The sequence below is a fragment of the Actinophytocola sp. genome (genome assembly GCF_036378875.1).
In the GTDB taxonomy this organism is placed as follows: domain Bacteria; phylum Actinomycetota; class Actinomycetes; order Mycobacteriales; family Pseudonocardiaceae; genus Actinophytocola.
The window spans coordinates 1-10,410 of the sequence record NZ_DASUVO010000126.1 but is presented as its reverse complement, the minus strand read 5'-3'; the positions used below and the strand labels follow the sequence as shown (position 1 = coordinate 10,410).

7 protein-coding genes are annotated in these 10,410 nt (G+C 68.6%); 3 read left to right on the top strand and 4 right to left on the bottom strand.

Annotated elements, in window-relative coordinates; translation table 11 throughout:
- A partial coding sequence (locus tag VF106_RS35980; RefSeq protein ID WP_524535865.1) for a HEAT repeat domain-containing protein occupies positions 1-874 on the top strand: 874 nt, incomplete at its 5' end.
- Between the two features lie 82 nt (positions 875-956).
- On the opposite strand, the gene VF106_RS35975 is transcribed toward VF106_RS35980, so the two are convergent.
- Entirely contained in the window at positions 957-2,483 is a 1,527-nt protein-coding gene (locus VF106_RS35975) for a non-reducing end alpha-L-arabinofuranosidase family hydrolase (RefSeq protein WP_330844414.1), read from the bottom strand.
- A gap of 633 nt (positions 2,484-3,116) precedes the next feature.
- Positions 3,117-4,043 (bottom strand): AraC family transcriptional regulator, encoded by a 927-nt coding sequence (locus VF106_RS35970; protein WP_330844413.1) that lies wholly within the window; start codon positions 4,041-4,043, stop codon positions 3,117-3,119.
- A 167-nt stretch (positions 4,044-4,210) separates the two neighbouring features.
- Between VF106_RS35970 and VF106_RS35965 the strand changes: the two genes are divergently transcribed.
- On the top strand, positions 4,211-5,275 hold the full coding sequence (locus VF106_RS35965; protein ID WP_330844412.1) for a saccharopine dehydrogenase family protein: 1,065 nt from the start codon (positions 4,211-4,213) through the stop codon (positions 5,273-5,275).
- 39 nt (positions 5,276-5,314) lie between these two features.
- On the opposite strand, the gene VF106_RS35960 is transcribed toward VF106_RS35965, so the two are convergent.
- Entirely contained in the window at positions 5,315-6,121 is an 807-nt protein-coding gene (locus VF106_RS35960; RefSeq protein WP_330844411.1) for a hypothetical protein, read from the bottom strand.
- Positions 6,121-6,492 (bottom strand): hypothetical protein, encoded by a 372-nt coding sequence (locus VF106_RS35955; protein WP_330844410.1) that lies wholly within the window; start codon positions 6,490-6,492, stop codon positions 6,121-6,123. The genes VF106_RS35960 and VF106_RS35955 overlap by 1 nt, the downstream gene beginning before the upstream one ends.
- A gap of 69 nt (positions 6,493-6,561) precedes the next feature.
- Here VF106_RS35955 and VF106_RS35950 point away from each other — a divergent pair.
- Positions 6,562-10,410, top strand: a 3,849-nt coding sequence (locus tag VF106_RS35950) for a CHAT domain-containing protein (RefSeq protein WP_330844409.1), incomplete at its 3' end; no start/stop codon positions are given.

Here is a 10,410-nt window from a genome sequence, read left to right as displayed (position 1 = left end):
GTCGAGGTACCCGTCGAAACGCTGGGGACCGCGCAGGCACAGTTCGCCGACGTCGGTAGGGTTTCCGGTGTACAGCCTGACGGGGCTCGATGTACTGAGACTGGCCGGCAACCGGCTTGCCGCGCTGCCCCCGGCGGTGTGTCGGCTCTCCGGCCTCAGCGCGCTGAACCTGAGCCGCAACCGGCTCACCGCTGTACCCGAAACGATCGGCGCACTGACCCACCTTGTCCATCTCGACCTGAGCGACAACATGCTCACCGCGTTACCCGAGGCGCTGGACGGTCTCGCCACACTCACCCGCCTCGAGGTCGCCGGGAACCCGATGAGTCCTCGGGTGCCGCCGCCGCCCGCCTTCGCGCCGGTGACCCTCGGGCGGTCATCGCAGTTCGGCGCGGTCGTGCGGGGGCTCACAACCAGCGACCTGGGTGGCAAGGACGCCATGGACTCCATGTTCGGGGACATCGCATCGCTGCCGGAGCTGACCGGTGACGAACGCACCGAGGCCGAAGACCTCGCGATCGCGATCGTGCGTGCAGGCGACCCCCGCGCCGCGCTCGCGCTGGGCGACGCCGACTGCGCCCGCGCTGTGCCGGCGCTGTTGGACATGGCCACGTCCACAGCCAACACAGCGTACGTCCGCCTGCTCGCGGCGCGCGGACTTCTCAAGCTCGGCCACGGAACCGGCCGCGCCACCGTGATCGCGATCCTGCGGGACAGCACGGCCTACCAGCACGACCGCTGCGACGCGATCCGTGTGCTGGCCGCCCATCCGGACGGCGAGACCGAGGCCGTGTTGGAGCAGGCTGCCGCCGACGCCGATCCGGAAGTCCGTTCCTGTGCGGCCTCCGCACTGTCTCGAAGTTCTGACCAGTAGGACGCCGTCGGCTCTGCTGAATCGGCAGAACCGACGGCGATCGCATCATCATCCGGCGCGTGAGGGCACCTGTGTCAGGCGATTAGCGCTGCAGTGTCAGCACACCCGGTCGGTAGGGCAGGAGGCCGTAGTCACCGCCGGAGTTGGGGCTACGTCCCTGGTAGAGGAACTGCAGGTTGCAGGGATCGATGGTCTTGGTCTGGTCGGGGTTGCTGCGGATCAGGTCGCCGTGGCTGATGTCGTTGGTCCAGGTTGCACCGCTGTTGGCCTTGCCGGCGAAGGGGTTGCTCTCGGTGGCGGCCTGCGGTGTCCACGAACCGCCCAGGCTGCTGGACGTGAACGAGCGGAAGTAGCGCCCGTTGGCCCCGATCGCCTCGACGATCATCAGGTACTGGTTCTGGCCCTGGACCTTGTAGACCTCGACCGCTTCGAACAAGTTGTTCGTCGAGTCGCTCATGATCTGTGTGTACGACGAGCCGAAGCTGCCCGGGAAGTTCCCGATGGGCATGCTGGAACGGTAGATCTTGCCGTTGTCCCCGGCGAAGAACAGGTACATGTTCGTGCCGTCACCGATGAGTGTCTGGTCGATGGGGCCCGTGCCGGAGCCGGTGATGCTCGCGGTGGAAAGCGTCTGCGGCGCAGACCATCCGTTCGGGTTGGTGGGGTCGCTCGACGTCCGGTAGCTGAACGCGGGCCCACCCCACTGGTAGGCGAGCACCCAGATGTTCCTCGGGGCGAAGTACAACAGCGTGGGTGCGACGGTGCCGGAGTTCATCGCGTTCTGGCTGGCCGAGGCCATGTCGGACCAGTTCGTGAACGTGGTGAAGTTCATCGAGCCCCACGTCGTTCCCATGTCGTGCGTCGTCGCGTAGACCAGGTGCCTGCCGTTGTGGACGACGTGGGTGAAGTCCTTGAGTGAGACCCACCCCTGCCTCGGGTTCGCCAGCGACCCCGTCGATGACCAGCGGTACGTCGACGGAAGCGAGCACGCGCCGGGGGGAGCGTCCGCCAAGCGGACGAGTTGCCACTGCTGGTTGGCCCCGTTCGAGTTGCTGTACTGGACGACGGCTGCTCCGTCCGCGGTCGACGCGCCTGTCACCTCCACGGCTTTGCCGCTGTTGTTGTTGATCAGCTTGACGTAGCCGCTGTCGGTGTCGACGAGACGGAACTGCTGGTTGGTTCCGTTGAGGTCCGTCCACTGCTGGACCTTCGCACCGTCGGCGGTCGACCGGCCGTTGACGTCGAGGATCTTGCCGGAGTTCTTCGACTTCAGCCGGTAGTGGCCGTTGCCGGAGTCCACGAACTGCCACTGCTGGTTGGCTCCGTCATGGCGGGCCCACTGCTGGATCACCGCGCCGTCGGCGGTGGACGTGCCGGCAACGTCCATCGCTTTGCCGCTGTTGCGGTTGATCAGCACATACCACGCGCTCGTGTCGACGGTTGCCGCCGACGCCGCACTCGTGTTGAGCGCGACGGCCGCGGTGGCCGTGAGGACGGTCGCGAGCAGGGTGATCAGCGCGCGCGCCACACCGCTGCGCCGGATTCGATACTTTCGGTGGGGTGCCGCCCGGAATGGAACGGTCGGTGGGGCTTGGCCCATCGAACTCATGATGGTTCTCCTTACAATATCCGGGCCGCGCGAGGCCCGATATGCGTTGCGTTATAGAGAGCGCTCCCAGATTAGTACGAGGGTGATCGCGAGGACGGCGACCAATCCGACGCGCCAGCCACGTCGTCGGCGGTCCTGCTCAGACTCGCGTTGGATCTCATGACGGGCTCCTTGTCGAGGCAAAAGCGATCACCGGGAGGACAGCGCCTGTAGTGTTAGCGCTAACATCCGAGGCCGCTGAACGCGCTCGCATCAAATAGGGCATTGGAAGGAACAGTGAACATCACCCGCCCCATGAGGTTGCCAGATTGTTTCTGAACCTTCAAGAGGTAACTGGTCAGGTGGTTTGCTGGACTTGACCGTCTCTGTGGGATGATCTTGGTGTGCGTCAGCGGCGATAGTTTCGCAGTCGCAGGCGAAGGTCGCCGCACTGCGGGCGAGAGCGCCGAACTGAAACGTCGGTCGGGATGAACTCGTCGAAACCGCCGTCGTCGGATTCGCCGTTAATCAGCCCAGCGCCGAAGTCGCCACGGGTGGGATAAACGCTTCTTTTGCGGGCCGCGCTCCGCACCTGAGCGTCGCGGGGATGACAGTGCGTCTGGAGCATGGGGAGGTGGGTCGCCTGTCGGCGGCTCAGACTACTTGTCGAGAGGTGGATCGGCGGAATCCACCGGGTGCTAACCCAAGTTCGCGTTTGAATGCGTGGGCGAAGGCGAATTCTGAGGTGTAGCCCACCTTCCTGGCCACCGTGGCTAACGGTGCGTCAGTGTCGCGCAGCATGCGGGCCGCGAGCGTCATCCGCCACCAGGTCAGGTATGCCTGTGGCGGCTGGCCGACTAGCGCGGTGAACCGTCGGGCGAAGGCCGCGCGGGACAGTCCGGCCCGGGAGGCCAGTTCCGCGACGGTCCAAGGCTGGCCGGGGTCGCTGTGGATGGCCCGCAGCCCGGCGGCGACGGCGGGATCGCGTAGTGCTGCTGCCCAGCCGGTGGTGGCGCCGTGGGCGGATTGTTCGTCGAACCAGGCGCGCAGGATGTGCAGCAGCAGCACGTCGAGCAGGGCGGGCAGCATGGCGTCGCCGCCTGGCCGTGGTTGCTCCAGTTCCTCGCCGAGCAGGTCGACGGCGGCGCGGAGCCCGGGATGGTGGCCGACCCGGGCCGGGAGGTGGATGACCTCCGGCAGGTCGCTGAGCAGCGGATGTGCCCGGGACCGGTCCAGCAGATAAGCGCCGCAGAGCATGACCGTCGCAGCGGCCGAGCTGTCTGTCGCGTGTTGGCCGGGTGAGGTCTCGGCCGGTGACGCGGCGGCGTCCATCAGCGGGGTCGAGGGGTTGTCGGCGAGGCCATGGGCGGCTCCGTGGGGCAGGAATGCCACATCCCCGACTCCGAGCGCGATCGGTGCGCCGTCGGGTGGGAACAGCCAGCACGATCCCTGCAGGACGATGTGGAAGCCGGCGCCCGCGACCGGTGGGTTTCGCATGCCGAACGGCGCCGGCCGGTGTACCCGGCCGGAGTGTGGTTGGCCGGTGCGCATGGCGGTGACCGCGTCGGAGAGCACATCCACTCGGTCAGCGTATCGCCACGCTCTCAGCGAAGACGGTCGCGCATGAACTGGAGATCCTCACGTATAGGGAGTCTCACCCAGGTCGCCATACGGTGAACTTGCCGGCGAGCTGGTCAATCGGCTCGCACGACATCATCGTCACTCATTGCGCGAACCAGGAGATCCACGTGAAGATCGCCGTCTACGGCGCCAACGGTTACCAGGGAAAGCTGGTCCTCGCGGAACTCGCCCGCCACGACATCGACATCGTGCTCGTCGGCCGCAACGGCGCGCGCCTGCGCGAGGCCGCGACGACTGCCGGAACAGTCGGTGCCGAGCAGCGGGTAGCCGACACCGACGACCACGACGCCCTCGTCGCGGCCTTCCGCGGAGCGGATGCGGTCATCAACTGCGCCGGACCGTTCACCAGCTCCGGCCCCGCCGTGATCAGCGCGGCCATCGCCGCCGGCTGCCACCACGTCGACACCGCCGGCGAGCAGCTCTACACCAAAGCGGTCTTCGACACCTTCGCCGGTGAGGCGGAGCGCGCCGGAGTCACCGTCGTCCCCTCCACGAACGACGGGTGCGTCCCCGGGGATCTGCTCGCCCATCTGGTCGCCGAGCGCGTCCAGCCGATCGAGGAGATCACCGTCAGCCACTTTGTCACCGGCGGGGGTGGGTTCTCCCGCGGCTCGCTTCGCTCGGCCGTCGAGACGCTCGACGCGATCAAGGCGGGCGGCCTCACCTACGACGACGGTGACTGGCGAATCGGCACCCCCGCCCGGCACACCTCGATCACCCTGCCCGACACCCCGCAACCGGCCGACGTGGTGAAATGCCCCTTGTCCGAGGTGGTCACCATCCCTCGCCACATAGCGGTTCGGCACGTCGAGAGCCTCGTCGACGCCGCGATCGCGGCCCAGTTGGACACCCCGCTCACTCCGCAGATCATCGACAGCCTGCCCGAAGGGCCCACCGAGGAGGACCGCCGCACCCAACGGTTCACCTACCTCATCGACGCCGTCGGCCGCGACGGCCAAACAGCCCGCGGCATCCTGCGAGGCCACGACACCTACGGCATTACCGCCGTGATCGCCGTCGAAGCCGCCCGCCGCCTGGTCGTCGACGGCGCCAAACCAGGCGTGCTCGCCCCGGCACAGGCATACGACCCGACCAGCTTCCTCAGTTTCCTCGCCCCACACGGAATCAGCTGGACCATCACCGTCTCCGACACCTCAACCCTCCAGCAGTGACACATGGTGCGCATGGCCGGCCGCGGTCTACCTCCGACCTCAACCATCAAGCGGCGGCCCGGCCTTGCGCAGCTGGTCGTCGATCAGTGCTCCCTCGGACTCGGTGATTCCGGGTCGGGAGAGCGTCATCCCCAGCGCTTCGGCGAGCGCACGGTGATGCGTGTCGACGGCGGCCTCCACGAGGTCCGTGAACTCGGCCAGGCTGGTCCGTGCGCGCCACCACGCCGTCGAGTAGACGACCCCCGCCGCGAGGAGGGCCGGCCACCACCACAGGCCAACAAGCAGGTACAGCACCGACCACCCGGCCAGCCGGACCGCCTCGGCGAACCGGGCGCGTGCGTCGAGGAGGGGTTGTCGCACGGTGTCGTTGACCAGCAGCCAGATCCGCGGCCACGCGAGCGTCACGCTGATCCAGTACTGGGCGCGGACACGTGCTTCCAGCTGCCGCAGCTGTTCGCTCATCGCGGTCGGCTGGGTCGGAAGGTAGGCCGCGATCGGCGTCTGACCGTCGCTCGCGGCGGGCGCCTCGGCGCGGGGCGTGCCGGCGGGTCGGGTCCGCAGCCACCACCGTTCCACCAGCGCGCCGACTCCGCCGGCCGTCGTGCCGATGATCCCGGCCGCGACCGCCGCCACCCCGAACGTGACGACCAGCCGCCCGAGTCGCTCGCGCAGTTCCGCCGAGGTGGCGTCGACGCGAACAGACAGCTGTTCGGCGTCCAGCGCGTGGACGTGTCCCAACGTGACCGCGCAGCCGGCGACGCCGAGGAACAGGATGCCCGGCAACCACACGCTGAGCAGCCAGCCGCTGTTGAGCCGCCTGCCGACCTCGGTGAGAATGCCCGTCATCAGGTCGCCGGCCGCATGACGGTGTCGAGCGCGGCGCACGTCGGGACGTGACCAGCGCCGTCTCGGCCTGCCCTGCGCTCGCAGCGGTCGAGCGGGCACGAATACTCGCCGACGCCGACGGAGCGTGTCTGTCTCCCGGGGATACCGGCGATGCCGGTGGTCAGCCGGTCCGCCCAGCCGCGTTGTGGGTCGGACTCGTTGTCGTGCAGCCATTTCCGTACCGGAACGCGGGCCGAGCCGCCGTCACGGACCCTGGCGACGTCCCGTTCCAGCCGGGCCAGCACCCCGGTGCGTGCCGCGGTCACACGCAGACTCGGCAGTGCGGCACACCACAGCGCCAGCTCTTGGCCCTCGGTGGGCTCGTCGGCCATTCCGTCTCCCCAACTGCCTGCGGCCCGGTTCGTGGATGGCTACAGTAACCATTCCAGCTGGGGGTGGGCATGTTCGGACGGCCGGCGGCCAGTGAGCAACTGCAGCTTCGTATCGCGCAGGCACGGGCCTTCATCGATCAGGGCCTGTCCACCGGGCGCACGGACCTGCTTCTGGTGGGGGCGCGGGAGCTGGAGAGTGCGGTCGCGCGACTGCCGACCGGCGACCCCCATCGATCCGGCTATCTGCTGTTCCTCAGCACCGCCATGTTGCAGGTGTACCGGAACTCGTCCGATGCCGGCGCGCTCGACGAGTCGATCCGCTTCGGCCAGGAGGCCCTGCGGCTGTGCCCGGCCGGGGATCCACACCGCCTCATCTACCTGACCGTGCTCAGCGAGGGACTGTCGTCCCGGTTCGAACGCAGCGATCTTCCCGAGCACGCGCGGCCCTGTGTCGAGGTGTACCGCGAGCTACTGGAGCTCGCGCCGCGCGGCTTCGCCGAGCGGGCGACCGTGCTCAACAACCTGTCTGCGAGCCTGATCTGCCTGGCCAGGAAGGCAGAGTCGCACGAGTACGCCGAACAGGCCGTACGAGTCATGGAAGAGCTGCTTGGTCTTGCCGGCACCGACTCCTCGCAACGCGGTGTCTTCCACCGCAATCTCTCCACTGCCTTGTACTGCCGTTACGAGCAGCAGGGCAACCCGGCCGACCTCGCGGCAGCCGTCGAGTCGCTGCGTGAGGCACTACGACTGCTGCCACGCGACTACTCGGAACGCCCCGCGCTCACGAAGGCGCTCGCCAGTCTGGTTCAGGAGCAGGAAAGCAAGTCCGCGCCGCCGCCGAGACCGCCCCGTGACCCGGTCAGCAGGGCGCAGGAAGCCCTCGAGCTGATCAACGAGGGGCTCGCGCGCAATGACGAACGCACGGTCTCGCAGGGCGCTGAGCTGATCAGGGCCGCGATCGAGGAACTGACCAGCGACTGCCCCGATCTCGGTGCGTACTGTTGCTACCTGGGCATCGCGTTGATCTGGCGGTTCCGGGCCGCAGGCGACCCCGCCGATCTTGCCGCGGCGGAGGCCACGATCCGGCGGGCCGTGCGGCTGTGCCACCCTGGTGATCCCAACCGGGCGCCGTTCCTCGGCTCACTCGGCGACGTGCTGGCGACCAAGTCGAACCTGAGCGACACGCTGGTCGACATCGACGCCGCCATCGAGGTGTTCCGCCAGCTCGTCGCGGAGACACCGCCCGGGCACCAGCGCCGCCCCGGCGCGCTGCACGATCTCGGACTCCTTCTGCGCAACCGCTTCCGGCACACAGTCGAACTATCCGATGTGGACGAGTCCGTCGACCTCCTGCGGCAGGCGGTTGGCGAGTTCCCATGCGAATCGCCGCACTACCCCGTAGTTCTGCACAACCTCGGCTCCGCCTTGGTCCTGCGCTTCGACCACACCGGGATGCCACACGACCTGGAGGCGGCCCGTGAGACGCTGGAAGCCGCCCTCCGCAACGGTGGCGACGAGTCGGTGCGGACCGAACTCGACCTCCTGGCCGTCAGAATGTCCGAACTGGACACACGTCAAGCCGACGAGCGGGAGCTACTGGGTCGGCTTGAGTTCGTCTCGGGGCCCGCGGACGAGCCGGTGGGACGCCCGGAGGACATCGCGACCGACAGCGCCGACATCGTCCGCTACGCCAACCGGCTTTCCGAGCTGCTCCGGCGATACGACCACGGCGGTGACGCGAGTGCGCTGGACGAGCTGGTCCGGTTGGGGCGCACCCTCGTGGCGGCGATGCCGGCGGACGCGCAGTTCGCTCCGTTGATCCACGCCGCGCTGGGTGCCGGACTGATGCGGCACTACGAGGCGACGGGTGCCGCGCGGGAACTCGACGAGGGCATCGAACAGCTTCGCCTGGCCGTCAACGCCACGCCAACCCAGGCCGCCTCGCTCATCGGCGACAGCACCGAGTCGAACCATCTGAACATTCTCGCCGCCGCGTTGGTCCGCCGCTTCGAACGCGATGGCGGCGCACGCGACCTGACGGACGCGGAGCACGCCGCACGCCAGGCCGTCGAGACGAGCGAGCCGAACTCCATTGACCGGCAACGCAATCTCGGCACGCTGGGTACCGTCTACATGCAACGGTTCCAGCACACCGGTGACCGAGGCGACCTCGACCGCGCCATCGAGATCGGCCGACAGGCCGCCGCGACCGAGGACCCGAACCTGCGTGTGACGGCGATCGGGAACCTCGGCAACCGGCTGCGCACCCGCTTCGGGCTCACCGGCGGGCGGGCCGACATCAACGAGGCCATCAGGCTGCTCCGCGCCGCGACCGACCTCGCCGGGAACCGGTCCGTGGAACAGTTCAACTTCGCGCTGGCACTGTACGACCGGGGTGACCTCGCGGAAGCCGCGCAGCAGTTCCGCCTGGTGCTCGACCAGGAAGGCGCGGACTCCCCACACCGGGCGACGACGCTGCTCGCGCTGGCCAGGACACTCCCGGATGCCGATCCGGAGATCGACGGATTGCTCGCCGAGGCGGCCGCCAGCACCATGTCACCGCCCCAGGCCCGAATGGACGCGGCCGCCCAGCGCGCGAGGCTGCTCGGCGTGCGTGCCGACTGGCCGGCGGCGACGGGTGCTTTCGCCGATGCCGTGGCACTTCTGCCGCTTGTGGCGTGGCGCGGCCTGGCCCGTTCTGACGCCGAACGCCTGTTGAGCCGCTGGCCTCTGGTGGCCAGCGACGCGGCCGCGTGCGCGATCGCGGCTGGCCAACCGGAACGCGCGGTCGAGCTACTCGACCACGGACGTTCTGTGCTGTGGGGACAGGTTTTGGACACGAGGACGGACCTCGCCGCGCTGCGGGTGGCGCACCCCGAGCTGGCCGACCGCCTGAGCGCGGTACGCGGCAGGCTCGACGAAGGCGGTGACCGGCAACGAAACCTGGCCCGCGAGTGGGAAACCGGGGTGGCGGAAGTCCGAAAGCTGCCCGGTTTCGAGCACTTCCTCCTCCCGACACCCTTCGCGCGCCTGGCCGAGGCGGCTGCCAACGGACCCGTCGTGCTGATCAACGTGAGCGAGTTCCGCTGCGACGCCCTCGTGGTCACGACCACTGGTGTGCGGCTGATCCCACTACCGGGCCTGACGGGGACGGATGCCCGAAGGCGCGCCCAGAACTACCTGGAGACCGTCGAACGGCTCAGCGCGGCCGACGGCCCTCCCGGCGTGCTGCGTCAGTCTATCTTGGACACGCTGGAGTGGTTGTGGGACAGCGTATCCGCGCCGATTCTGGCGCAGCTGCGCGGCGGACGTGTCTGGTGGTGCCCGACCGGACCGCTGGCGCTGCTGCCATTGCACGCCGCCGGTCACCACGACGAAGACAAGAGCGTGCCCGACAACGTCGTGTCGTCGTACGCGACAACGTTGCGGAGCCTGATCCGCGCCCGCCAGGTCACGCGGGCTGGTGGTACTCGACTGCTGGTCCTGGCCTGCGCGAACCGTCCACCGTATGAGCGATCACTGCCACCGCTACCGGCCGCGCAACGGGAAGCTGAGGCGTTGGCCCAGCGGTTTCCAGGTAGCACGGTGGTCACCGATGCCACCAGGGCACAGGCCGTGCGGTCACTCGCGGAGCACGCGTACGCGCACATCGCCTGCCACGGTGGGCAGAACCTGGCCGACCCGAGCCAGGGCGCGCTGTACCTGGCCGACGAGCCACTGCGGGTCGATGATCTAGCACGTCTCGATCTCGAGCACGCGGAACTGGCCGTCCTCACGGCGTGCCGCACCGCCGTCGGCGGGACCGGGCTACCGGACGAGTCCATCCACCTCGCGGCGGCCCTGCAACTGGCCGGCTTCCGCCATGTCGTGTCCACACTCTGGTCCATCGGCGACGAGACGGCGTACGAGGTCACCGAG

Excerpts from the sequence above, each read along its gene's own strand:
- VF106_RS35975 (WP_330844414.1), bottom strand. The coding sequence starts at position 2,483 with ATGAGTTCGATGGGCCAAGCCCCACCGACCGTTCCATTCCGGGCGGCA.
- VF106_RS35960 (WP_330844411.1), bottom strand. The coding sequence starts at position 6,121 with ATGACGGGCATTCTCACCGAGGTCGGCAGGCGGCTCAACAGCGGCTGG.
- VF106_RS35955 (WP_330844410.1), bottom strand. The coding sequence starts at position 6,492 with ATGGCCGACGAGCCCACCGAGGGCCAAGAGCTGGCGCTGTGGTGTGCC.